Source organism: Prosthecobacter sp., from assembly GCF_034366625.1.
GTDB lineage: Bacteria > Verrucomicrobiota > Verrucomicrobiia > Verrucomicrobiales > Verrucomicrobiaceae > Prosthecobacter.
Map to the genome: position 1 here is coordinate 389,138 of NZ_JAXMIH010000006.1, position 24,539 is coordinate 413,676.

18 protein-coding genes are annotated in these 24,539 nt (G+C 61.6%); 12 read left to right on the top strand and 6 right to left on the bottom strand.

Annotation, left to right across the window (positions count from 1 at the left end; all coding sequences use genetic code 11):
* Positions 1-104: 104 nt before the first annotated feature.
* The 3 genes from tkt (at position 105) to U1A53_RS04525 (ending at position 5,506) form a co-directional block, all read left to right on the top strand.
* Positions 105-2,081 carry a transketolase gene (gene tkt / locus U1A53_RS04515; RefSeq protein ID WP_322279264.1) on the top strand — a complete coding sequence of 659 codons (1,977 nt, stop codon included), beginning with the start codon at positions 105-107 and terminating at the stop codon, positions 2,079-2,081.
* Positions 2,082-2,196: 115 nt separating this feature from the next.
* Positions 2,197-2,811, top strand: a complete 615-nt coding sequence (locus tag U1A53_RS04520) for a hypothetical protein (RefSeq protein ID WP_322279265.1) — start codon at positions 2,197-2,199, stop codon at positions 2,809-2,811.
* A 148-nt stretch (positions 2,812-2,959) separates the two neighbouring features.
* Entirely contained in the window at positions 2,960-5,506 is a 2,547-nt protein-coding gene (locus U1A53_RS04525) for a right-handed parallel beta-helix repeat-containing protein (protein WP_322279267.1), read from the top strand.
* A gap of 97 nt (positions 5,507-5,603) precedes the next feature.
* Here the strand turns inward: U1A53_RS04525 and metK are convergent, their stop codons facing one another.
* Positions 5,604-6,824: a methionine adenosyltransferase gene (metK, locus tag U1A53_RS04530; RefSeq protein ID WP_322279268.1), complete on the bottom strand. Its 1,221-nt coding sequence runs from the start codon at positions 6,822-6,824 to the stop codon at positions 5,604-5,606.
* A 182-nt stretch (positions 6,825-7,006) separates the two neighbouring features.
* On the opposite strand from metK, the gene U1A53_RS04535 reads away from it, so the two are divergent.
* The 4 genes from U1A53_RS04535 (at position 7,007) to U1A53_RS04550 (ending at position 11,267) form a co-directional block, all read left to right on the top strand.
* The gene (locus U1A53_RS04535; RefSeq protein WP_322279270.1) at positions 7,007-8,335 is read left to right on the top strand and encodes a sulfatase-like hydrolase/transferase; all 1,329 of its coding nucleotides are present in this window, start codon (positions 7,007-7,009) and stop codon (positions 8,333-8,335) included.
* 58 nt (positions 8,336-8,393) lie between these two features.
* Positions 8,394-9,278: an ATP phosphoribosyltransferase gene (hisG, locus tag U1A53_RS04540; protein WP_322279271.1), complete on the top strand. Its 885-nt coding sequence runs from the start codon at positions 8,394-8,396 to the stop codon at positions 9,276-9,278.
* Positions 9,279-9,307: 29 nt separating this feature from the next.
* Entirely contained in the window at positions 9,308-9,412 is a 105-nt protein-coding gene (locus tag U1A53_RS04545; RefSeq protein ID WP_294229817.1) for an AURKAIP1/COX24 domain-containing protein, read from the top strand.
* Positions 9,413-9,536: 124 nt separating this feature from the next.
* Positions 9,537-11,267, top strand: coding sequence for a tetratricopeptide repeat protein (locus U1A53_RS04550; protein ID WP_322279273.1), 1,731 nt, complete (start codon positions 9,537-9,539; stop codon positions 11,265-11,267).
* Positions 11,268-11,284: 17 nt separating this feature from the next.
* Here U1A53_RS04550 and U1A53_RS04555 read toward each other — a convergent pair whose 3' ends face one another.
* Complete coding sequence (locus tag U1A53_RS04555) at positions 11,285-12,574, bottom strand: MFS transporter (RefSeq protein WP_322279275.1); 1,290 nt, start codon at positions 12,572-12,574, stop codon at positions 11,285-11,287.
* Positions 12,575-12,595: 21 nt separating this feature from the next.
* On the opposite strand from U1A53_RS04555, the gene U1A53_RS04560 reads away from it, so the two are divergent.
* Both U1A53_RS04560 and U1A53_RS04565 read left to right on the top strand, forming a co-directional pair.
* A complete protein-coding gene (locus tag U1A53_RS04560; RefSeq protein ID WP_322279278.1) occupies positions 12,596-12,979 on the top strand; it encodes a hypothetical protein in 384 nt (127 codons plus the stop codon).
* Between the two features lie 137 nt (positions 12,980-13,116).
* Positions 13,117-16,650 (top strand): serine/threonine-protein kinase, encoded by a 3,534-nt coding sequence (locus U1A53_RS04565; protein ID WP_322279279.1) that lies wholly within the window; start codon positions 13,117-13,119, stop codon positions 16,648-16,650.
* A 32-nt stretch (positions 16,651-16,682) separates the two neighbouring features.
* Here the strand turns inward: U1A53_RS04565 and U1A53_RS04570 are convergent, their stop codons facing one another.
* Together U1A53_RS04570 and U1A53_RS04575 are read right to left on the bottom strand one after the other, a co-directional pair.
* Complete coding sequence (locus U1A53_RS04570) at positions 16,683-17,498, bottom strand: hypothetical protein (RefSeq protein ID WP_322279281.1); 816 nt, start codon at positions 17,496-17,498, stop codon at positions 16,683-16,685.
* Positions 17,499-17,593: 95 nt separating this feature from the next.
* Positions 17,594-18,433 (bottom strand): choice-of-anchor D domain-containing protein, encoded by an 840-nt coding sequence (locus U1A53_RS04575; RefSeq protein ID WP_322279282.1) that lies wholly within the window; start codon positions 18,431-18,433, stop codon positions 17,594-17,596.
* Positions 18,434-19,136: 703 nt separating this feature from the next.
* On the opposite strand from U1A53_RS04575, the gene U1A53_RS04580 reads away from it, so the two are divergent.
* The gene (locus tag U1A53_RS04580) at positions 19,137-19,826 is read left to right on the top strand and encodes a hypothetical protein (protein ID WP_322279283.1); all 690 of its coding nucleotides are present in this window, start codon (positions 19,137-19,139) and stop codon (positions 19,824-19,826) included.
* Between the two features lies 1 nt (position 19,827).
* Here the strand turns inward: U1A53_RS04580 and U1A53_RS04585 are convergent, their stop codons facing one another.
* Positions 19,828-20,649 carry a TIGR00282 family metallophosphoesterase gene (locus U1A53_RS04585; protein WP_322279284.1) on the bottom strand — a complete coding sequence of 274 codons (822 nt, stop codon included), beginning with the start codon at positions 20,647-20,649 and terminating at the stop codon, positions 19,828-19,830.
* Positions 20,650-20,775: 126 nt separating this feature from the next.
* Here U1A53_RS04585 and U1A53_RS04590 point away from each other — a divergent pair, with 126 nt between their 5' ends.
* Together U1A53_RS04590 and U1A53_RS04595 are read left to right on the top strand one after the other, a co-directional pair.
* Complete coding sequence (locus U1A53_RS04590) at positions 20,776-22,125, top strand: hypothetical protein (protein WP_322279285.1); 1,350 nt, start codon at positions 20,776-20,778, stop codon at positions 22,123-22,125.
* A complete protein-coding gene (locus U1A53_RS04595) occupies positions 22,122-23,558 on the top strand; it encodes a shikimate kinase (protein ID WP_322279287.1) in 1,437 nt (478 codons plus the stop codon). The genes U1A53_RS04590 and U1A53_RS04595 overlap by 4 nt, the downstream gene beginning before the upstream one ends.
* Here the strand turns inward: U1A53_RS04595 and U1A53_RS04600 are convergent.
* Positions 23,547-24,536: an MBL fold metallo-hydrolase RNA specificity domain-containing protein gene (locus U1A53_RS04600; RefSeq protein WP_322279288.1), complete on the bottom strand. Its 990-nt coding sequence runs from the start codon at positions 24,534-24,536 to the stop codon at positions 23,547-23,549. The genes U1A53_RS04595 and U1A53_RS04600 overlap by 12 nt on opposite strands.
* Positions 24,537-24,539: the final 3 nt, after the last annotated feature.

The following is a 24,539-nucleotide window of genomic DNA, read 5'->3' on the forward strand; positions in this document are numbered from 1 at the left end:
GCCTTGAATCCACCCCCTGCGCCGGTAAAGAACGCTCCCCCTGCGCCTGGCCGCCTCCGGTGCTTCTCCCCAACTCTCAGCCCTACGCTCTCAGCTCTTTGCCCATGAACAAACCCATCCTCGCCCAAGCCGCCAACGAAGCCCGTGGTCTCGCCATGGACGCCGTACACAAGTGCTCCTCCGGCCACCTCGGCCTGCCGCTGGGTGCGGCGGAGATCGGCGCCGTCCTCTTCGGCCACGCCCTCCAGTGCGACCCCGCCGCGCCGAAATGGCTGAACCGCGACCGTTTCATCCTCAGCGCCGGCCACGGCTCGATGTTCCTCTATTCGTGGCTGCATCTGTCAGGTTACGACCTGCCGATGAAGGAGTTGGAAAACTTCCGTGCGCTGCACAGCCGCACGCCGGGCCACCCGGAATCCTTTGAGACGGTGGGTGTCGAATGCACCACCGGCCCGCTCGGCCAGGGCGTGGCAAACGCGGTCGGCTTCGCGATGAGCGGCAAGATGGCCGCGGCTAAGTACAACACGGCGGACCACAAGCTATTCGACAGCCACGTCTTCGTGCTCGCTGGCGACGGCTGCCTGCAGGAAGGCGTGGCGCGCGAGGCGGTCGCCTTTGCCGCCCACAACGGCCTCGACAACCTGATCCTCATTTTCGACTCCAACGACGTGACGCTCGACGCCATGGCAAAGGTCACGCAGAGCGAGGACACGCATAAGGTTTACGAGGCGATCGGCTGGGACGCCATCACCATCGACGGCCATGACATGGATGCCGTGCTCGCCGCCATCGACCGCGCCAAGATCAGCGACAACGGCAAGCCAAAGATCATCATCGCCAAGACCGAAATCGGCCGTGGCATCGTCGAAGTGGCCGGCACCGCCAAGGCGCACGGCGAAGGCGGCGCAAAATTCGTCGATGCCGCCAAGAAGAGCCTCGGCCTGCCGGACGGCGCTCATTTCTACGTCAGCGACGCGGTCAGCACTTACTTCAACGAGCTCAAGACCAAGCGCGCCGAAGCCCGTGCCGCCTGGCAGAAGCGTTTCGAAGCCTGGGGTGCGGCCAATCCCGCGCTCAAGGCCCAGCTCAATGACGCCATCAATCACAAGTACTCGTCCGAAGAGCTGCTCAAGCTCGTCCCCGAGTATCCCGCCGAAGGCAAGGCCGCCACGCGCAACAGCGGCGGAGACATCCTCAATCACATCGCCAAAGCCATCCCGCACATGGTCACCGGCAGCGCCGATCTCTTCGGCTCCACGAAGAACTATCTCAAGGACGGCGGAGATTTCTCCAAGAACAACCCGACCGGCCGCAACATCTGGTTCGGTATCCGCGAGCACGCCATGGCTGGCATCGTGAACGGCATCAAATACGACGGCCTGTTCCGCGCCAGCAGCGCCACTTTCCTCGTCTTCGCCGACTACTGCCGCCCCAGCATCCGCCTCGCCGCGCTCGCCGGCCTGCCCGCCACCTACATCTTCACGCATGACTCCGTCGGTGTGGGTGAAGATGGCCCGACGCATCAGCCGGTCGAAACCGTCAGCTCGCTGCGCCTCATCCCGAATCTCGATGTCATCCGTCCTGGCGATGCCGAAGAATGCGCGGGTGCCTTTGCCGCCGCCTTCAGCCGCAACGACGGCCCCACGCTGCTCGCCCTCAGCCGTCAGGATTTGCCGCATCAAGGCCACGTCAGCGCCGCCACACGTCGTGAAGGCACGCTCAAAGGTGCTTACGTCCTTGTGAAGGAAACCGCGCCGCTCGAAGCCATCGTCATCGCCACCGGCTCCGAAGTTCAGTGGGCCGTCGAAGGCGCGAAAGGCAAGCCCGGCGTCCGCGTCGTCAGCATGCCATGCATGGAGCGTTTCGACCGCCAGGACGCCGCGTATCGCGAAAGCGTGCTGCCCGCCGCCTGCACGAAGCGCATCGCCATCGAAGCCGGTGTCTCCGCCCTCTGGTGGAAATACGTCGGCACGCAGGGCCAGATCATCGGCATTGACCGCTTCGGCATCAGCGCCCCCGGCAACACCGTCTTCAAAGAACTCGGCATCACCGCTGAAGCCGTCGCGAAGGCGCTGGCCTGATAAGGGGAGCGCGGACACTTTTGTCCGCTTCCGCGTCACAACTCACGAAGGGAGGCTGGCAACAGCCTCCCTTTTTCTTGGCGTCAATTGACGGCACTTGTGGCAAAATGAGGACATGAAAACAATCTTCAGCCTTCTGTTTGCAGTCATTCCGCTCATGAGCCACGCCCAGACAGCACCCAAAGAAAAAGACATGAGCAAAACGGACAGCATGACCTTCACCCGCGACACATCGGTGATCGAGGAGCAACGGCGCGACGGGAAACACGCGGATGATTTCCAAAAGTCGTTCCCAGCGATGAAAATCGACCCACAGACGATGACAGCGATGAAAACCACGGCGGAGTTCCGCCTCGACGACCAGCCGCTGCTGTGGTTTGCCGCCGACAAATCAAATGCGGTGCTGGATGAGCGCTGTTTTGGCGAACTGACGATGGTGAACGTCACCACCCTGGCCAAAGACGGCAAGATCACGCTGGGCCAGCTCAAAGAACCAGGCCGCAAGCTCACACCACGAGCCGTCGCATGGTTTTTGATGCGCGCCGGTGTCGTCCAGACCTTCGTGCATCTCGAAGCCACCGTGCATCTGGACAGCGAGAAGCATGAGGGTTCGCGTTACGAGGCGGTCTTTTCCGGCAAGCACCTCTTTTACACCAACGAGCGCCACGAGTCGGCCTTCCGCTTCCGGTTCATCATCGAAGAGGATGGCACGATGCGTGTGGAGGTTTGACGAGGAGCCCGGCGCCATGGCGCACAGCAGGCTGGACATGGTTCCCTGTTCCTGCTGGGATAGGCTGATGCATGCGTCACGCTTCCTCCTTGTGGCCTTTGTCCTGCCAGTTTTGCAGGCATCGGCGGAATGGGTTTCCCATCCGCCGATGCGCCCCCTGCCGGTTGTTTCAACACGACCTTTGCCCGCTGGTTCGCTCAAGTTTGTCGATGCAGTAAAGGGAAACGATGAGCACGATGGTTCTGAGACAAAGCCGTGGCGCACGCTGGGCCTCGCGGTGACGAAACTGGCTCCGGGCGACACGCTGGTGCTGCGTGGCGGGATTTATCGAGAGCATGTGACCGTGCGCTGTGCCGGGACACATGAGAAGCCGATCACGATTCGCTCACATCCGGGTGAGTTGGTGATTTTGGATGGTGGCCTCTCGGATTTCTTCGAGGCACCGGAGACGGCGTGGGAACCGTTCGCAGAAGGTGCGCCGGGGGAGTTTCGCTCGACGAAGACGTATGAGAACGCGGGCATCGCGAGCACGGACGACCAGATGGAGACGACATTGCTGGGCAGTTTCGCGGATTCGATGGTGCCGCTGCAAGGCTGCCATGCGATGGGAGATCTGCGCAGCACAAACATGTTCTGGACGCTCGGCGGCGGTGACAAGGTGAGCAGGGAGAAGTTCATCTACTGCGGCCCGAGCATCTGCTACGATGTAAAGACGCAACGCATTCATGCCCGCTTTGCCCACACGACGCTGCAAGGCCTCGGCGCGGACAATTATCGCGGTGAAACCGATCCGCGCAGACTGAAGCTCGTCATCGCGACGCTGAACGCAGGTCCGGTGCTGACGCTGCGTGAGGCGCGGTATGTGCGCGTGCAGGACATCGTGGTGCGCGGCGCGCGCATGGCCACGGTGGATGTGGAGGACTGCGCGGGCATCGCGTTTGAGAGTATGACGGCCTACGGCGGCGCGGCGGCAATTCGCGTGCAGGGAACGAAAAGGCTGCGCATGTCGAATTGCGCGCTGCGAGGCATTGCGGCACCGTGGACGTTCCGCAGCAGCCTGAAATATCGCTCCATCGAGGCGCGCATCTTTTCGGCGAGCAGTTGGACGCCGAGTGGCGGTGACAACGAAGATTTCGAGATCGCGAACTGCGAGTTCACCGACTGCGTGGACGGTGTGTTCATCGGCAATGTGCGCGACGTGAATTTTCATCACAACCTCGTCGCCAACGTCAGTGATGACGGCCTGTTTCTCACCTGCGGCACCGCGCCGGATGGCACGACGCACGGCGGCAACGTGCATCTGTGGCAGAACCGTTTTGAGCGCTGCCTCACGGTGTTTGCCTTCGGCGTCGGGCATGGACGGCAAAAGATGCTGCCCACCGGCAGCCAGACCGGCGCGGGCGTGTGGGCGCACAACAACGTCTTCGATCTGCGGCAGTGGGTGCCGTATTTCCAGCCGCACAGCGCGGAAGAGCCGCAGGATTTCACCTTCACCGGACGCATGTGCGGGGATCACGGCAGCCCGGCATGGGAACCGCTGTTCTTTTATCACAACACGATCCTGGCGGGCAATGAGCCGTTTCGCGGCGTGTATCTGGATGGACTCGGACGTGGCATCGCGAGCGGTTCGCCGCGTCGATTGCTCAACAACATCGTCGTGCAGGCCAAGGGTGTGCCTGGCACGGTGTTGCAGGAGAACAAGCCGGATTTCATCGGCGATGGCAATCTCCACTGGAGCGCCGCCAAGGACAGCGCGGTGAATGCGGAGGAGTTTCTGCGTAAGCTGCGCGGCGCGCGGACCGCGCAGGAGCTTCAAGCGGCCACGCATGATCTTTATGCAGATCCATTGTTCGATGCCGACTCGCGTTTGCAGCCGCAAAGTCCGGCGATTGGCGTGGCTGTCGCGATTCCAACGGAGTGGCCCGCGCCGCTGTCTTCGAAAGACCTCGGTGCTCTGCCCGCTGGAGTCGAAGCGTGGCAAATCGGCGTCAAAACCGGTGATCATTCGAGCCTGCCGCTGCCACAGATCGAGATGAAGCCCACGACCGGCAAACCGGTCGCCGTCGTTGAAGGCTATCCGGCGTTTGATGCACCGCTGGTGCGCTACGCATTGCGCAAACAAGGGCGAAAGGCCGAAGTCATCGAGCGTGCATGGTTGGACACAACGCGCTTGCCGGAGTTCTCGATGGTGGTGTATGCCGGAAGCCTAGCGCGTGCGAAATCACCGGTGACGAAATTCAGCGCGGAGGATTTGCCGCGTGTACGTGCTTTCCTGGAGCAAGGTGGCACGCTGGTGCTGCTGCGTGCAACCAATGAGATGTTTGCCAGCGATCACGGCAAATCGTTTCTGAACGAGCTGTGCGGCGAAACGCCCAAACTCGCCGCCGCACCGTCACAACTGCTGCTCCCGCAACATCCGTGGGTGAAGCATCTCGATTCCTCGTCTCATCCATGGCTCTCCGCAAAAAATGCTGTGCCATTACGAGCCGTGAAGGGCGAGCGCATCCTCGGCACGCCGGAAGGGCTGACGACGTTCTGCCGCATCGCCGTTGGCAAGGGATCTCTCATTTACATCGGCTGGGAGATCGCCGAATCCATCCCGCATGGCCGACTCAAAGCGACGGTGGAAATGGAACGCATTTACGAAGAGCAGTATCGTGTGCTGGAGAAGGTGCTGAGCGCAGATGTGCCATGAAAGAAGCCGCGCAGGTTTCCCCGCGCGGCTTGGTGAAAGTAGCTTTGTTGCTGCGCAACAAAGGCCCGGAGACCTGTTGCACAGCAACAGGTCAACTTTACTTCGCGGCTTTCTTGAGGGCCTCGGCCTTGTTGGTGATTTCCCATGTGATGTCGGGATCACCGATCTTGCCGAAGTGACCGTAGTTGGTGGTCTTCGAGTAGATCGGGCGGAGCAGATTGAGCTGCTTGACGATGTCGGCAGGCTTGAAGGAGAACACTTTGAGGACGGCGGCGAGGATCTTGCCGTCGTCAATGGTGCCGGTGCCGAAGGTGTCGATGTGGACACTCACGGGCAGCGGATGACCGATGGCGTAGGCGAACTGCACTTCGCACTTCGAGGCGAGGCCGGAAGCGACGACGTTTTTGGCGACCCAGCGGCCCATGTAGGCGGCGCTGCGGTCCACTTTGGACGGGTCTTTGCCGGAGAAGGCACCACCGCCGTGACGGCCCATGCCGCCGTAGCTATCGACGATGATTTTACGACCGGTGAGGCCGCTGTCGCCCTGCGGGCCGCCGACGACAAACTTGCCGGTCGGGTTGATGAGATACTCGGTGTCCTTGGTGAGCATGTTCTTCGGCAGCACCTTCTTGATGACCTGCTCGATGCAGAACTTTTCGATCTCGGCGTGGCTCACGTCCGCAGCGTGCTGCGTGGAGATGACGACGTTCACGATGCGGGTGGGTTTGCCATCGACGTATTCGACGGAGACCTGGGACTTGGCGTCGGGGCGCAGCCACTTGGCGAGTTTGCCGGCCTTGCGGATGCGTGTCAGCTCACGGCCGAGGCGATGGGCAAACATGATCGGTGCAGGCATGAGTTCCGGCGTTTCGTCACAAGCATAACCAAACATGATGCCCTGGTCGCCAGCGCCTTGTTCGCCGTGCTTTTTGCCTTCGGCTTCAGCGGCATCGACGCCTTGGGCGATGTCGGGGCTCTGGATGGTGAGGTAGTTGTTGATGAAGATCTGGTCGGCGTGGAAGACGTCGTCCACATTCGTGTAGCCGATGCCACGGACAGCGTTGCGGATGATCTGGCCGACGTTGATGACCTCATCAATGGGCTTGGTGGTGCCGAGCTTCTTGTTCTGGAGCTTCGGAATGGTGATCTCACCACCGACGACGACGATGTTGCTCTTCACGAAGGTTTCGCAGGCGACGCGGCTCTTGGAGTCGATGGCGAGGCAGGCGTCGAGGATGGCGTCGGAAATGGTGTCGGCAACTTTGTCAGGATGGCCTTCGCCGACGGACTCGGACGAGAAAATGTAAGAGCGGGACATGGTGGTGGTCTTTTGGTTATATGGACGAATCATGATTTGATGATGCGTCTTGGAGGGAGAGTATTCCCCAAAGCGGGGGCGTCAATGTGGATTTCGGGGCCGGGAGGCGGTGTGATCTGGATAGTTGATGGATGAACGAGGCCGATAAGGCGCCCTTTCGCCGCCGTTTGGCATGAATCCTCATGCGTTGCCTGCTCTCTGTCATCCTCGTTGCCCTCTATAGTTGGGCTGGTGCTGCCGAACAGCCCAATGTCGTCTGCATCCTTGTTGATGACTTTGGCTGGGCTGATCCATCGTGCTTCGGCGGCAAAGTCCCGACGCCGAACATCGACCGGTTGGCGCAAGAGGGGATGCAGTTTCGGCAGTTCTACGTGGCCTCGCCGATTTGTTCGCCATCTCGATGCGGTGTGATCACAGGGCAGTTCCCGGCGCGGTGGAAAATCACGAGTTATCTGCAAACCAGGGCGGGCAATCGCGAGTGCGAGCAGGCGGATTTTCTCGATCCGAAAGCACCGTCGCTGCCGCGTGTGTTCAAGGAGGCGGGTTATGCCACGGCACACATCGGCAAATGGCATCTCGGCGGTGGTCGCGATGTGACGGAAGCGCCGAAGTTTGCCGCGTATGGCTACGATCTCGGTCTTGGCACGTATGAGAGCCCGGAACCGACGGCTGAACTTGGTTTGATGACGACGCCGTGGGAGAGCCAACGCGAACCGCAGCAGGTGCCACGTCATGAACGCACGCGCTGGATGGTGGATGAAACGCTGAAGTTCATGCAGCAGCAAGCCGACAAGCCCTGTTTCGTGAATCTCTGGCTCGATGACACGCACACGCCCTTTCGTCCGCAGGAAGGCGAAGATGCTCGCGAGTTGTCTGCAAAGTATCGTGACGTACTGACCACGATGGACACGCAGATTGGCCGCCTGATCGACGCCATGCCGCAGGACACGTTGATCCTGCTCTGCGGCGACAACGGCCCTGAGCCGAGCTTCGACCGCACACGCAGCGGCGGCCTGCGCGGCATGAAATGGAGCCTCTATGAAGGCGGCATTCGCACACCCTTGATCGTGCGCTGGCCTGGCATGGTGCCAGCAGGCGTCGTGAATGAGACCACGGTGGTCAGCAGCGTCGATTTCATGCCCACGCTGTGCGCTTTGGCCAAAATTCAGGCACCTGCGGCTGAATACGATGGCGTGGACATGAGCGCGGCGTTTCGTGGCGGGAACGTCGTGCGTCAGAAGCCGCTGTTTTGGGAGTATGGCCGCAAACCAGGCTCCGCTGGCAAGGTGAAGGGCGGATTTCCCTACCCGAACGAGCCTGGCTCGAAATCACCCAATGTCGCGGTTCGTGACGGCGACTGGAAGTTGCTCGTAAACGCTGATGGCTCGCAAACCGAGCTTTACCACCTCGCCCGTGATCCCAACGAGACGAAAAACCTCGCCGAGACAGAATCCGCCACGGTGGAACGCCTGCGGAAAGCCGCTTTGGCGTGGCGGGCTGCCATGCCATGAAATTCCCCTCGCCAGCCGAAAATATGCCGCTAGGATGCGCGCCCCTTTCCCCCCACCCATGGCCGACCCCAAGAACATCCTCCGTCTCGGACTGCCCAAAGGCAGCCTGCAGGAGCCGACGCTTGAATTGTTCAAGCGCGCGGGGTTCAACATCGTCATTTCCTCCCGTTCCTACCGTCCTTCCGTGGATGACGAGGAACTGGAACTGCGCCTGCTGCGGGCACAGGAGATCGGGCGTTATGTCGATCATGGCTTCCTGGACTGCGGCATCACCGGACGCGACTGGATCGTGGAAAACGGAGCGGATGTCGAGGTCATCACCGACCTGCGCTACAGCAAGGCCACCTCATGGCCCACCCGCTGGGTGCTGGTGGTGCCTGAAGATTCGCCCGTGCGCAGCGTGAAAGACCTGCAGGGCAAACGCATCGCCACCGAGGCGGTCGAGATGACGAAGAAATACCTCGCCAAGCACGACGTGCAGGCCGAGGTCGAATTTAGCTGGGGTGCCACCGAAGTGAAGGTGCCGGAAATGGTCGATGCCATTGTGGACATCACCGAGACCGGCTCCTCCCTGCGCGCGAACAAGCTGCGCATCGTGGACACCCTGATGGAAAGCTACCCTCAATTTGTCTCCAGCAAACCTGCCGCCCGTGATGAATGGAAGCGGCAGAAGATGGAGACGCTCGTGCTGCTGCTCAAAGGTGCGCTCGAGGCCCGCCACAAGGTGGGCCTCAAGATGAATGTGCCCGCGAAGCAGTTGCAGGAGGTGGTCGCATGCCTGCCGTCGCAGCGCTCGCCCACGATTTCACAGCTTGCCAGCCAGGAATGGGTGGCGGTGGAAACGGTCATTGACGAAGCCACCGTGCGGGTAATCATCCCGCGGCTGAAGTCACTGGGCGCCGAGGGAATTGTGGAATACCCACTGAATAAAGTCGTCCACTAGATCAAAGCAACACACAGGAGAACACGAACATGGGATCGCTCAAAAAGCGGAGAAAAACGAAGATCAACAAGCACAAGCGCAAGAAGCGCATGCGTGCGAACCGCCACAAGAAGCGTTTGCGCTACAAGGCGTAAACGTTAGCCTCACCGCATGGCTTGTCTCCGCAGCGCGAATCGATGGCATCGATGCGCCGGACGTTGTTTCATGCACTGGTGCCGCTCGGCAGACAGGGTTTTTCGGCCCTGTCAGATGGTCCGCATGGCTGCGTTTCTCGGCGCGGTCCTCTCGCTTCGTGCCGCCGCGCCGGCGGATCTGACGCTGGGCGTGAAAGCGCCTGAAAAATCAGACCTGCAGCTTTCACGCGGCGGTGAGGTCTATGCGGACGTGCTGGCGCATTACAGCGCCGCCCTGCAGTTCGAATCCTCCGGCAAACTAAGGCAGGCGCTGGAGCATTACCTGGCCGTGTTCAAGGCCGACCCGACCAACGCGGACCTGGCCGCACACACCGCCGGAATCGCCATGCAGTTCCAGGGCCGTGAGGCGGCGGTGAATATTCTCGAAGACGCCGTGCGGGCCAACCCGCGCTCACCCGCGCCGCTGCTGCATCTGACACGTTTCGCCAGCACCTACCCGCCGGAGGATCTGTTTGAAAAAGACGAGCGACCGGCCAAGGCCATGGCCGAGGCACTGGAGAAATTCCCCATGCATGCGGAGGTTTACGAGGTGGCGGTGATGCTTCACCTCACCCAAAACGAGCGGGACAAGGCCATCGCCGTCATGGACCAGGCCGCGAACCAAAACAGCCGTGATCCGCAGTTCTGGCTGGCCACGGGACGCACCGCCGAGCGCGTCTGGCCGCTGGGGCAGGCCGAGTTCCGCCTGGAGTACAGCCAGCGCGTCGCACCGTTCTTTGAAAACGCCCTCAAGCAGGTCACCAAGGCTGACGCGGAGCAGGTCACGCTCGAAGTCGCGCAGCAGTACCTCCTGACGAACGATCCGGAGCGTGCCCGGCAGCTTTGCGAAAAACTGGCGGCGGAGCACAACAGCCTGGATGCGCGCAAGCTGCTCTACCGTCTTTACGGAGCCGCCGAGCAGAAGGACAAGGCGCTCGCCACGCTGGAGCAGATCGTCAAGCAGGCTCCTGACGATGCCGAGCAGCGGCGTCTGCTGGCCAACGAATACGACAAGCTCAAGCAGCCTGAAAAAGCCATCCTGCACCTTGAGGCCGCCATTCAAAATGGCGGCGGCGAGATCGGCGACTATGTGAAGCTCGGCTGGGAGCTTTACCAGACGCAGAAATACGAGGACATGGTGCGTGTCGGCCAGCGCAGCGTGCGGCTCTTCCCCGATCATCCGCTCGTTCACTACCAGCTCGCCATCGCACATCGTGCACGCGAGGAGTGGGCCTCTTCCGTGAAGCACTTTGCCGAAGCCGAGCAGTTCGCCGGCTCCACGCAGACGGAACTGCTCGATCATCTGTTCTATTATCAATACGGCGTCACGCTGGAGCGCATGGCCCGCTACGAGGACGCCTCACGCATGCTGGAGAAATCCATCACGCTCACACCGCGCGAGGAATCGAAGGCGGCGGCGAACACGCTGAACTTCCTCGGCTACATGTGGCTGGAACAGGGCTCGCACCTCGACAAAGCGGGCGAATTCATCACCAAGGCCAACGAACTGCTGCCCGACCAGCCCGCCTACATCGACAGCCTCGGCTGGTTCCATTACAAGAAGGGTGACTACACCACCGCTCTCAAGGATTTGCAGCGCGCCGAGTCCCTGCTGGAACAAATCCAGCCTGAAGACGCCGAAATCCTCGAACACCTCGGCCTCGCCCATCAGTCGCTCGGTGACAAAGCGAAGGCGCTCGAATATCTCGAACGTGCCAACGCCTTGAACACACCCGATCTGAAAGCGCGCAAGCGCATCGAAGAGGCCCTGAAAAAACTCAAGGGCGGCGGCAAGACCGACACCGAGAAGAAGTGAAGTGATGCCAGCATCACTCAGTCATGCAGCCGCTCTTCGGAGTTGATGAAGAACCAGCAACCGGCACCGAGGAAGTAGGCCACGGCAAAAAGCGTGATGTTCATGCTCCAGTCATTGTCTGTGGCGGCAAGCACGAGAGGCACCACCATCGGGGCGATCGCACCACCGGCATTGCCCATCATGTTCATGCTGCCGGAAAGCGCCCCGGCATGACGTCCGCCCACATCCATGCAGGCACCCCAGGCACCAGGCATGGCGAGGTCGTTGCACAAGGCGGCGAGCCCGATGGCCAGCACCGACGCGAGCGGTGCATCCGTTTGCATCGAGATCAACAGCATGACCCCGGCAACACTCATGCCAAGCACGCCGAGCCAGCGACGCGTCCGCGCGATGCTGCCAAACATCCGATCCAGCCGCGCGGAGAGCATCCCGGCGGTGATGCAACCGATGCCGCCGAAGAACAGCGGCACGCAGGCAAGCAGGGCACGCTCCATGTCCGTGAGCGTGGTGAACTTCTCCTTCAGATAAGTCGGAAACCAGGTGATGTAGAAATACCAGGCGTAGGACATGCAGAAGTACTGCGCCCACAGCATCCAGACCGTGCGTGAGGCGACCAGCCGCGCCCACGGCATGGCGTGATCACCGGGAGGCTCCGTTTCACCGATGTGCGCCAGCTCGGCGGCACTCACCGACGGGTGATCCTTGGGATGATCGCGGAACCAGTGGAAAAACGACAGCGCCCACACCACGCCGAGCAGTCCGAAGATCAAAAACACCCACTTGTAGTGCAGTCCGAGGCCGACTTTCCCTTCCGTGCCGCTCGCGAGCATCCAGCCGACGAGCAACGGCGTGAAGGCCCCGCCCCAGCGCGCGCTGAGCCAGAGAATGCCCTGCGCTTTCACACGCTCGGCCACCGGGAACCACAGCGTGAAGGCCTTGGTCAGATTCGGGAAGCAACCCGCCTCTCCCACGCCAAAAAGGAAACGCGAAACGACCAGCGAAACCAGATTCCACGCCCAGCCGGTGGCCACAGTGAAGATGGACCACATCGAAACCACCCGCATCAGCACTTTTCGCGGCCCGATGCGATCGCCCAGCCAGCCGCCGGGGATTTCAAACAGCGCATAGGCCCAGCCAAACGCCGCAAAAGCATAGCCCATCTGCGTCTTCGTCAGCCCCAGTTCCTCCTGCATCATCGGCGCCGCCTGCGAGATGCACACCCGGTCGATGTAAGTGATGATCGCCAGCGTAACGGCAAAGAAGAGCACCACCTGACGGGCGCGGGAGGGTCGAAGGGTGGATTCCATGAACGGTTGGGAAAAACGGCGATGCTGTCACGCGGCAGGCATCGGCGTCAACAGTTCAAATGCCTGCATCATGGGCAACTGAGCGAATGGGCCAGGTCCTCCGGGTTGTGGGCAGGGCAGATCGAAACTTACGAGCGTATCCTCGCGCTCAATGCCCAGGACCATGAGGCCAGGCGTCTGCTGGCTGATGGTCTCAACCAATGTACGCTCGCTCTCGGCAGGCAGCACAGGCATGCTGACGCTGTGGCAATGCTCACTAGGGCGCTGCAGATTCTGGAGCAGCTTGAAACAGACGGCAAGCTGAGTGGCAAAAGTCTCTCGTGGCCGGCCAATGTGCGGGCAAATTTGACCAGAGCCAGCGAACTGCTGGAGCAACAACAGCCACCGGAAACAACGAAGCCGTAATCATGCCGGCGTCAAAGCAGGAGCTGAGAAGTGCAGGAACACCCTCTGCCTCCCAAGCCAAACCCGCTCCAAATGCCGCTCATGAACAGAGTGCTCGACTTCCAGCAGCGTTCTGCTGAAGCTCCTGTCTCGACCCCATGTCCGACCCTGCTCCTGCAAGCTCCGAAAACTTCACCGATGCCTTGTTTGCGCAGGCATTGGAAGCTGATGACGCGAAAACCATCATCGACCATCATTCACCGGGCAGGATCTACGAGCAGCCCGGTCAGGTGATCGGCCGCTACACGTTGGTCGAAGTGCTCGGTGAAGGCGGCTTCGGTTCGGTGTGGCGCGCGGAGCAGTCGAAACCGGTGGCACGGCAGGTGGCGCTGAAAATCATCAAGCTCGGCATGGACACGCGCGAAGTCATCGCCCGCTTCGAGCAGGAGCGCCAGGCGCTGGCGATCATGGACCACCCGAACATCGCCCGCGTGTTCGATGCCGGGGTCACGGACGCCGGACGGCCCTACTTCGTCATGGAACTGGTGAAGGGTGAACCGCTGACCACCTACTGCGACCGCAACCGCCTGACCATCCGCCAGCGGCTGGAGCTGTTCATTCAAGTCTGTCAGGCCATTCAGCACGCGCACCAGAAAGGCGTGATTCATCGTGATCTGAAGCCCTCCAACATTCTTGTGAGCGAGCATGATGACGCGCCGGTGGTGCGCGTCATTGACTTCGGCGTGGCAAAGGCCACCGAGCGCAGTCTTACCGCTGAAACACTGCAAACCCTCGCCGGACAGGTCATCGGCACGCCCGGCTACATGAGTCCCGAGCAGGCGGACCCACTGCACCAGGACATCGACACCCGTTCGGATGTGTACAGCCTCGGTGCGGTGCTCTACGAACTGCTCACCGGCACCCTGCCACTGGATGATGCAGGATTTGTTCACGTCGCGCTGGAGGCCATCCTGCGCCGCATCAGGGAACAAGATCCGCCGCGTCCCTCGAACCGCATCACGTCACTGGCAGCGGACCAGCAAGCCACTGCTGCGCAACGGCGGGGAATGGAATCGACTCGTCTTCCCCATGCCGTGCGCGGTGATCTGGACTGGATCGTGATGAAGTGCCTGGAGAAGGACCGCCAGCGTCGCTACGAGACCGTGTCGGGCCTCGCGGCAGATGTGCAGCGGCACTTGAATGACGAACCCATTACCGCACGACCACCGAGCGCGGCCTATCGCATCCGCAAGACGGTGCGGCGCAACCGACTGGCCTTTGGAGCTGCTGCGGTGATCACGGTCTCGCTGATTGCAGGACTGGTGGGGACCAGCATGGGACTGGTTCGAGCCAGACGGGCGCAGGCGGCCGAAGCCGAGCGGGCGGATGGCGAGCGACGTGCCAAGGAACAACTGGCCTCTGAGAAAGCGCGGCAAGACGAGCTTCTGTGGAAAGCGAGCCGCAGTGATCACGAAGCTGCCGTGCGTGCTTTTTATGAGCACCGCAATGGCGAGGGGCTGGCTTACATTGACCGTGCTCTAGAGTATCGCCCAATGAATACCACCGCCTTGGCGGCAAGTGCGGCCAATGCCTTTGGGACCAGCGCCCCCATCTGGCGCACACGATCGGTCTCGGCTTTTGCGGGGGTGGTAAACTGCATCGCCTTCAGCCCCGATGGCCGCTACTTGGCAGCGGGAAGCGAGGACAATACCGTGCGTGTGATTGAGGCGGCTACCGGCAAGGAAATGAGCAAAGCGAAGTTTGGCGATCAAGTGTGGTCGGTGAGTTTCAGTCCCGAGGGCCGCTCCTTCGCGGCGGGCAGCGCGGACAAGACCGCGCGGGTGATTGAGGTGGCCACTGGCAAGGAAATGAGCAAAGCGGAATTTGGCGCTGCCGTGACCTCGGTGAGTTTCAGCCCCGACGGCCGCCACCTCGCGACGGGCAACTCTGACAAAACCGTGCGTGTGGTCGAGGTGGCCAGCGGCAAGGAGATCAGTAGAATGGTATTTCGCGGTTCAGTGAGTATCAGCAGGGCGGAGTTTGGTGGTTCCGTTACCTCGGTGAGTTTCAGCCCCGACGGCCGCCACCTCGCAGCGGGCTGTTCAGACAAGACCGCGCGGGTGATCGAGGCGGCCAGCGGCAAGGAGATCAGCAGGGCGGAGTTTGGCGGTTCCGTGACTTCGGTGAATTTCAGCCCCGACGGCCGCCACCTCGCAGCGGGCAGCGCGGACAAGACCGTGCGGGTGATCGAGGCGGCCAGCGGCAAGGAGATCAGCAGGGCGGAGTTTGGCGGTTCCGTGACTTCGGTGAATTTCAGCCCCGACGGTCGCCACCTCGCAGCGGGCAGCGCGGACAAGACCGCGCGGGTGATCGAGGCGGCCAGCGGCAAAGAGATCAGCAGGGCGGAGTTTGGCGGTTCCGTGACCTCGGTGAGTTTCAGCCCCGACGGCCGCTATCTCGCAGCGGGCTGTTCAGACAAGACCGCACGCGTGATCGAGGCGACGACCACCAAGGAGATTAGCAAGGCGGACTTTGGCGGTCTCGTGACCTCGGTGAGTTTCAGCCCCGACGGCCGCTACCTCGCGGCAGGCAGCTCGGACAAGACCGCACGCGTGATCGAGGTGGCCAGCGGCAAGGAGATATGCACGGTGGAGTTTGATGGCCCAGTGAAGTCGCTAAGTCTCAGTCCCAATGGCCGCTACCTCGCGGCGGGGTGCAGGGGCAATTCCGTGCTGGTGATCGAGGCGGTCAGCGGCAAGGAGATCAGCAGGGCGGAGTTTGGCGGTTCCGTGACCTCGGTGAGTTTCAGCCCCGCCGGCCGCCACCTCGCAGTGGGCTGCTCTGACTTTACCGCGCGGGTGACCGAGGTGGCCAGCGGCAAGGAGATCAGCAGGGCGGAGTTTGGCGGTTCCGTGACCTCGGTGAGTTTCAGCCCCGACGGCCGCTACCTCGCAGCGGGCAGCGCGGACAAGACCGTGCGGGTGATTGAGGCGGCCAGCGGCAAAGAGATCAGCAGGACGGAGTTTGGCGGTTCCGTGACTTCGGTGAATTTCAGCCCCGACGGCCGCCACTTCGCAGTGGGCTGCTCTGACTTTACCGCGCGGGTGATAGACTGCACGTGTCTCGGCGAGGTAGATGCAGCGATCTCGCAGGAATGGTCTGCTGCGCTAAGCCTAGCCTCTGGACTGCGATTCCAATCCAACGAGCAACTACACCCCGTTCCCGCAAATGAACTTGCTCATGCCCAAGACGTGGTTCATGCCTTCGTTGCCCGTCCGCCAAATGACGGTGAATACTGGCAGCACGCCATCCTTAAGTGGTCCCAAATGCTGCCGGAAGATCGTACTACATCACCTTGGACCGATGACCCCATTCGCACCGCCATTGGCCGCTGGCTGATACAGGCACGCATTTATACACCCACCATCACCGACTGCGCTGACCAAGCGCCATGGCATCCCTTGGTACCGGTGTCGTTGGCTCGCAAAGAGACGTTGGACATCCAGGACGCCGCACAGAGGAAGGTACGGACCACGTTTCTCGCTCGCCTCACCCTCAAGCGGCTGCGGGATGCGGACGTGAATATCTACAGTGCCGACGTGCTGACGGCTTATGCGGCCAAGGCTGCCGACTGGATGCTGGAGCTGGCTCTCCCCCAGGAAGCGGCGGAGGCACGGGCGCTGAAGTGGTAGTTCCTGCTTGAAGTTCCACACTCGACAGATCCTCATGGGTTCGCGTTTGGAGCACTGGTGCTGCTTTGCTGTTTGATCGCCGTCTCCGCTGCCTCACGCAAAGGCTGCCCCGTCGCGTCCGATGCAGCCATTCCGGCCAGCAGGGTGCCAAGCTCGGGATTCCTCAGCGCGGCGATCATCTGCGCAATAATCACACGCTGACCAGCACTGGTTTCGGGTTCCTGAAACATGCCGACGAGATCACGCAACACCGGCTCATCCCCCAGACGGCCCACGGTTTCGACCACTGGTGCCAGCAGCGCCGGATCATCGGTGATCAGTGCTGCGCTGGCGAGCAGGCCGGCGGCTTCCGGTGATTCAACACCCGCAGTGAGGCCGGAGATCAGCGCGTTGCGCGTGGCGGGGTCTGTTTCCGCGATTACGGCGTCCATCGCGGCCTGGATGCCGCCGTCGCTGCCGATCCTGCCGAGGATGTTGGCGATGCTGCCGCGCACACCTGCTGGCAGCGGCTCTTTGAGGGCGGCGATGAGGCCAGGCTCGGCCGCTTTGCCCTGGGCAGCAAGCTCCCCGCTGATTTGAATGGTTTCCTCGGGCGTGGCCTTGGCAAGTCGTATGCCGAGGGCAGTCACGTCCGCCGTTTTAACGGATGACGCCGAAGGCTGAACCTGCTCCGACAGCGGTGCGGCGGCGCTCGGCGGAGAGGTGCGGGACGTGCGCATCTGCGGCTGCAGGGGCTGCGCGAGCGGCGGCTTGGGTTCCTTGAACATAAAAAAGCCCGCCACGCTGGCAAGCCCCACCAAGGCAGCGCAGGCGGCGATCATCAGAGGGAAGGGAAAAGACGTTTTCATGAGCGGTGTTGCAGGGAAAGGCCCCGGTGAAGCAGAAGTTCTTCACCGGGGCGGGCTTGTCAGCAAGTGTCGTGGGTTCGGTCGCAGAGCGCGGTTTACTGGCTGCCTACAGAGTACCACGTCCCGCTCCACAGATACCACACATTGTTGGTGCCGGTCTGGTTCGCCAGCCAGACGCCGCTGCTGTAATAGCGGTAGGAGAAGGTGCTGTCCTGATGGGTGGTTCCTGTGAAGGTGCCCAGCCAGCTCGTGTTTTTCGCGGCATAGCGCTCCATGGCACTGGTGGTCGTGATGGTGGTGCTGCCGCCCTGGGCGGTGCCGGAGATGGTGAACGAGTAGGGGTTTTCGTTGGAGTCGTTGTTCGTCAGGTTCAACGTGCAGTTCTTGGTGCCGGCACTGGTGGGGCGGAACTTGATGGAAAACGAGGTCGTCTGGCCGGGGGCCACACTGGAGGCAGGGTAGGCATAGATGCTGAAGTCCGTCGTGTTGCTCAGATTCAGCGCTCCCACCGTCAGCGTGCCGGTGCCGGTGTTCGCAATGGTGTAGCGATTGTACTGCTCGGAGCCGACCGTGGTGCTGGTGAAGTTCGCCGCCGAGTTCTGGCTGCTATTGCAGGCAATCTGCGTGCCGGAGATGCTGATGCCAATCTCCGGGGCGGAGGTTACGGCGGGCTGGTTGTAGGGGAAGGAATTGCTAAACCGGTCGCCGCTGCTCAGCCACGCACTGTCAAAGGCCCGGACTCCTGCCGTGTAATATGAACCATTGAACAATCTGCCGCGCAGGTTTGCCGCCGGGATGACCACCCGGTGAGCTCCCAGGTTTGAATTGTTGGTGGTCGCAACATAAGTTCCAGTGATGGCAGTAGTGCCCAACCGCACCCAAACATCCGTCTGAGCAACACGATCGCCGGTGGTGTCGTTGACGTTGAAACTCACGATGACATTACCCAGGTAATCTGAGGAGGCTGAGAGGTTGGCAATGACCGGGGCGGTGTTGGGGGGGGTGCGAGAAATGAACCCGTTTACCCGCCATGAGGTGCTTCCGTATTTGATCGTGCCATTGACCACATTCCCATATTGAACTTTAACACTCGTCCAATTCCCGCCGGACAAGTCTTTCACATAGATGCCTGTGTAAACTTTTCCGTCCACAGCACCAAGCGGAGACCAATTTGCATGGTCGATTTTGATGACGTCTGATGAGACGATCTGGGACACATAAGCGACATGTCCGTAAGTGGCCATTCCTGTCTGGCGGGGCCAGACAAGCACCGAGCCAACACGAGGGGTGTTGCTGACGTGATAGTTGCCTCTGATGGCGGAGTCCCACCATGTCCAGGCATCTCCATAAATCGGGATGCCTGACCGTTCGCGTGCGTACTCAACACACTGCTTTGCCTGCACTTGCAGAGGAGCAAGCATCATTGCGGCAATGGTGAACAGAAGGATTTTGACCGTATTGTTTGTTTTTGTTTTCATAGGAGTGAAGTGATCTTCAAGTGCCTTTGCCGGACCGCCCGCCGCCTTGTGACAAACAAAGTGAATTTCTTTTCAGCCTGCCTGTGGCAGGATCGGGGCCGCCATGCCTGACGCCTCGCTGAACCCTGGAAACTCGCCCTTCTCCCCCACCCGCTGGAGCATGGTCGCCCAGGCCCGCGGATCGCGGGAGCGGCAGACGGCCATGCGGGCGCTGGGAGACTTTTACACGGCCTACTGGTATCCCCTGTATGCCTTTGCCCGGCGCAAGGGCTGGCGGGAGGAGGATGCCCGGGACCAGACGCAGATTTTTTTCCAGCGGCTGATGGAGAACGACCTTCTCGACAATGCCGATCCGGCACGCGGTCGGCTGCGGACGTTTCTACTGCTGTCGTTTCAAAGCCAGCTCTCCCATGCAGCGGAGGCCGCCGCTGCCCAAAAACGCGGCGGTGGGCGGGAAATCCTCTCGCTGGAGCTAGAGACGGCAGAGGGCCGCTACCAGGTGGATGCCATCGATTCCGCCGCGACGCCCGAGATGGTCTTCGATCAGGCGTGGGCCAGGATGATGATTCAAGCGGCGGTGGATCGTGTGGGTGAAGGTGCTGCCGCCACTGAGTTCAGCGTGCTGCGTCCGTTCCTCACCGGGGGTTCCCCAAAAGACCTGTCCTATGCCGATGCGGCTCAGGCGCTGAACATTACGGAGGACAATACACGCCAAAAGATTTCGCGGCTGGCCAGACGTCTACCACAAGCCCTGCGCGATGTGGTTCGGGAATCGCTGACAGATCCCGCCGACGAGCTGGTAAATCAAGAAATCACCAGCCTGCGAGCGGCCCTGCGCAACCAAGCCTGATTCACTCATGCCACGTCCGGGCGATGCGCTCGATGCTCAGCGCCTTGCCGGTGGCGGGATCGATGGTGATCAGGGCGCCATTGACGCGCACCGCGCCGCGACCAACGCCGAAGCGCGTGGGCATCATCGTGTGAAAACGTTCGAGCACAGGCTCGATCTGGCTGCCGATGACGGAATCCATCGGGCCGCACATGCCGGCATCGCTTTGAAACGCGGTGCCCTTTGGCAGCACACGTTCATCAGCGGTGGGCACATGCGTGTGCGTGCCGACGACAGCGGAGACCTTGCCGTCGAGATGCCAGCCCATGGCGACTTTTTCGCTCGTGGCCTCAGCGTGGAAATCGACGAAGATCACCGGCGTCTCCTCACGGAGTTTTTCGACACAGGCGGCGATGGCGGGAAAGGGATTGTCGAGCTGCTGGTTCATGAACGTGCGCCCCTGCAGGTTCACCACGGCCACTTTGCACTTTTTTGACTCCAGCACGATGAAGCCGCTGCCCGGCGTGCCTGCGGGATAGTTCATCGGCCGCAGCATGCGCGGCTCCTCGCCGAGATAGGACACGATCTCCTTCTGATCCCAGATGTGATCCCCGCTCGTCACCACCGCCGCACCGGCGCGCATCAGGCTGATGGCGATCTTCGGCGTGATGCCGCGGCCTCCGGCGGAGTTCTCGCCGTTCACGACGACGAAGTCGATTTTGAGCTCCTCTTTGAGCAAGGGCAGCAGCACGGCGACCGCCTTGCGCCCCGGTTCGCCCACCACATCGCCCAAAAAAAGCAGGCGGAACAGTCCGTCCGCAGGGTCAGCCGTGTTGTCGTTCATCGTGCCGCTACTTAGTAGATGATGAAGCCGGGGATCAAGTCTAGGATGCACTTTATGATGAAACGAATGATGCGCGCTTGTTCGCCGGCGGCGGTCATGTTCGCGTGCTTGATGGCGACGCCGGGCATGACCCAGACGATCGCGCCCGCTCCACCACCTGCTGTTCCCTCAGCTCCGGCACCCGCGCTCACGCCTTCACAAATCACACCAGGCGCGGCTCCTGTGACGACGCCTCTGGTCGCTTCGCCCATCACTCCGCCCGTTGCACGGCTGGATCGCCTGAGTGCTCTCGGCACCAAGCCGGACTGGGCCAAATTGCAGGCGTTTCATCAAACGCTGACGCGCGCCGAGTTTGAAGCCGTGATGCGGGATATTTATTCCGATCTTTCACCCCTGCCGCCGCCGTGGAAGCTGGAATCCGACGGTGTGGTGGTGAAAACCGGCGACCCTTCGAAGCCCGAAGCACGCATCGGCTTCGCCACCCGTGCGGAATCCCCCCTGCCCGGCACGCGCACCTGGCGGCGTGCCGCCGAAATGCCGCCGCTCAAGGGCCGCCCGCCGTTGAGCGATGTCCACATCGCCATCGACCCCGGCCACATCGGCGGCGGTTATGCGCAGATGGAGGAGCGCTATTTGAGCTTCGCACCCGGCGAGGCCATCCAGGAAGGCCAGCTCACCCTCATCACCGCCCAGATCCTCGCCGAACGGCTCAAGGCCCTCGGGGCCTACGTCTCCCTCGTGCGCGACCGTACGGAGCCTGTCACCGACCGGCGTCCTGCCGACTTGGCCGATCCCGCGCGTCAAATCCTCACCGAGGCGGGCTTTCCGCAGCCGCAGGAGAACTACAACAATCTCACTGGCGATGCGAAGATCCTCACCGTGCAATGGCAGAGCGAGAAGCTCTTCTACCGCGTCAGCGAGATCCAGGCGCGGGCCAAAAAGGTCAACGAGACCATCAAGCCCGACGTCGTGCTCTGCCTGCACTTCAACGCCGAGGCCTGGGGCGATGCCACCGCGCCGCAGTTCTCACCGATGAATCACATGCATATCCTCGTGAACGGCTGCTACTCACCAGTGGAACTGGAGCAGCAGGACGTGCGCTTTGAGATGTTCCATCGCCTGTTCTCACGCATTCACGAGGAGGAACTGCCGCTCGCAGAAGCCGTGGCCAATGGCATGCGGTCTGCGACGGAGCTGCCCGCCTATGTTTATACCACGCCCAACGCACGCCACGTCGGCTCGAACGCCTATATCTATGCGCGCAACCTCCTCGCCAACCGCCTGTATCAGTGCCCGGTCGTTTACCTCGAACCTTTCGTCATGAATCACGAGGAAACCTACCGCCGCCTGCTCAACGGCCACTACCTCGGCCGCACGCTCACCGCCGGACGGCTGCAGACCAGCGCCGTCGAGGACTACGTGCGCGGGATCGTGAGCGGCATCCTCGCTTATTATCAGAAACACCGTCCCTCATGAAGGTGCTCATCGCTGGTTGTGGTTTTGTTGGCGAACGTGCCGCCGATCTCCTTCACGCCGCCGGGCATGAGGTGATCGGTCTCACCCATTCGCCCGAATCCGCCGCACGTCTCGCCGCCAAACCCTGGCGCACCGAAGCCTGCGACATCTCGGATCGCGATTCCGTTGCCAAACTCAATGTCACCGGCATCGACGCCGTCATTCATTGCGCCAGTTCCAGCCGTGGCGGCGCCGAAATGTATCAAGCCGTCTATGTCGATGGCATGCGCCATCTGGTGACGGCGTTTCCGCAGGCTTTCGCGCTCTACAGCAGCAGCAGCAGCGTCTATCCGCAGGTGAGCGGCGAAATCGTCGATGAAAGCAGCCCCGCTGAGCCGGAGCGCGACACAGGACGCTTGCTGCGTGAAGCTGAGAACATCGCATTAAACGCGGGTGGAGCCGTCGCCCGCCTCGCGGGTATTTACGGGCCGGAACGGTCCTTCGTTTTGAAAAACCTGCTCGAGGGCAAGGCGGCCATCGAAGGCAACAACGGCCAGGGTCGCCTGCTGAATCAAATTCATGCCGACGATGCCGCTGCCGCGCTCGCCCATATCGTCACACAACGTCTGGGCGGCATCTTCAACGTTGTCGATGACGCCCAGATGACGCAGAAGCAATGCTCCGAACGCTTGTGTGCTATCTTTGGCCTCAAACTGCCTCCCGTGCGCGAGCCCGATCCCAATCGCAAACGCGGCTGGAGCCACAAGCGCGTCTCCAACACCAAACTTCACGCATCAGGATGGAAGCCGCGATATCCAAGTTACTTTGATGCCCTGCGAGACGACCCCGATCTCGTCCCGTCCATCTTCAGCCTCGTTCAGGGTGCCAGCGAAGTTCCCCTGCCCCGCCAGCCGAACATCCTGCTCATCGGCCTCATGGGATCGGGAAAAACCACCGTCGGTCGCATCGTCGCCCAGATGATCGGCTTCCAGCTCGTCGATACCGATCATCTCATCGTCGAAACCGCCGGAAAGAGCATCCCCGACATCTTTGCCAGTGAAGGAGAGGCCGGATTCCGCCTGCGTGAATCCACGGCGCTGCGCTCATTGCTCGGCAGACGTGGCTGCGTCATCGCCACCGGCGGCGGCATCGTCACACAGCCGCGCAATCTGCCGCTCTTGCGTCATCTCGGTTACACCGTCTGGCTGGATGCCGATCCCGAGCGCCTCGCACGCCGCACCGCGATGAACTCCAACCGTCCGCTGCTCAACGGCGAGGAAAATCCCAAGGCCAAGCTCGAACGGCTCCTCGCCGAGCGCAAACCACTCTACAAATCCCTCGCCGACCTGCGCATCCAGACCGCCGAACTCACGCCGCAGGAGACCGCTTATGGCGTCATGGAAAGCGCCCGCGTGTTCTTCGCCCGTCGGCAGAAACTCGAATCAGTGGGCTGAAAAACTCAACTCCAACTGATCCTCCGCGCCCAGCGCCCGCGCATCATGCCCGCGTGCGCGCAATTCCGCCGCAAACTCCCGCGTCGAGCCATGCACCAGGTAAATCCGGCGCGGCTGCACCCGTTCGACCGTCTCGTGCAGCTCGGGATGATCCGCGTGATCGCTCAGCGCAAACACCGCATCGACGCCATAGCGATACTTCGCGCTCGATTGCAACGCCCAGCCCGACAGCATCGCCGTGCGGATCTTGGGCAGCTCGATTTTCGCACCCGGCGGAAACACCAGCACATGCCATGCGGCCTCCTCCGCGTTGAAAAGCCGCCACTTCGGCAAAGCGCCCAGATGCGGAGCCAGCACCTCCGTGATCTGCGCCACACTCGGATGCACCATCACCGGCAGCTCCACAGCTCGCAACGCACACAGAATCTCCTGCGCCTTACCGAGTGAATAACCCAGCAGCACCGGAATGCCTCCGTCACTCAACGTTTCACGCACAAACGCCAGCATTTGCGCGATCACCTCCTCCGCAGGCGGAAAACGATACTTTGGCAGGCCAAACGTCGTCTCCATGATCAGCGTGTCCGCCTGCATCAGCTCACAACGTTCCGCGCTCAAGCCCTGCCGCAGCTTGTAGTCGCCCGTGTAGAGCAGCGTGGCTCCATCCGACTTCCGCGTCAGATGCAGCATCGCCGATCCTGTGATGTGCCCCGCCGGCAGCAGCCGCAGCTCCCAGCCTTCCCATTCAAGCACCCCACGCATCGGCAGCGCCTGCACCACGCCGGATTTCTTCACCACCTTCCTCACCGCCATGATTTGATGCGTGATTTCCGAACAAAACGTCAGATCATGCCGCGCCACATGATCGCTGTGCGCATGCGAAACAAACGCCCGCCTCACCCCAAAGTGTGGATCAAGCCACAAATCCGCCTCTGGGAGGTAAATCCCCTTCGGATGGGTGACTGTGATCAGCGGAGGCATGGG